At 48.3% G+C, this 449-nt stretch carries 1 protein-coding gene; it reads left to right on the plus strand.

Annotation, left to right across the window (positions count from 1 at the left end):
* Window positions 1-22 precede the first annotated feature (22 nt).
* The gene (locus JIN85_RS20985; RefSeq protein ID WP_200274529.1) at window positions 23-379 is read left to right on the plus strand and encodes a hypothetical protein; all 357 of its coding nucleotides are present in this window, start codon (window positions 23-25) and stop codon (window positions 377-379) included.
* Window positions 380-449: the final 70 nt, after the last annotated feature.

The following is a 449-nucleotide window of genomic DNA, read 5'->3' on the forward strand; positions in this document are numbered from 1 at the left end:
ACGTTCGGCATAAAAACAGAAGATGATCGATTGGCGCATATCACCTGACTTCGCGACTATCAAAGAGCGTGAATGGTTTTTCCCATCGTTCGACATCCAAGAGTATCTCCTTCCGCAGATCAACGTCGGCAAGGCTCTAATCGACGAATATGGTGACACTCATTTCACTGAGGAGGACTGCGCACGCTTGAAGGGCAATATCGAGTATCTAATCGATTCTAGGATTCTGGACCGGAAGGCTGATATTCAGTTCGATTCTTTTGAGAAGGGACTCGTTACCTTGTCTTGTGCTGAGATCAAGAACTGCTTGCTCAAGCTTCACGAGGCAGCAGATCAAGCTTTCAATCAACGTGCGACCCTGGTATTCTATGGAGACTGAGAACCAAAACCACAAGCCGAACAAGTCAGTGGAGGCAACCGGCTAAAGCCGGTGCCTCACCTCTGACGTT

The organism is Luteolibacter pohnpeiensis (assembly GCF_016595435.1).
GTDB lineage: Bacteria > Verrucomicrobiota > Verrucomicrobiia > Verrucomicrobiales > Akkermansiaceae > Luteolibacter > Luteolibacter pohnpeiensis.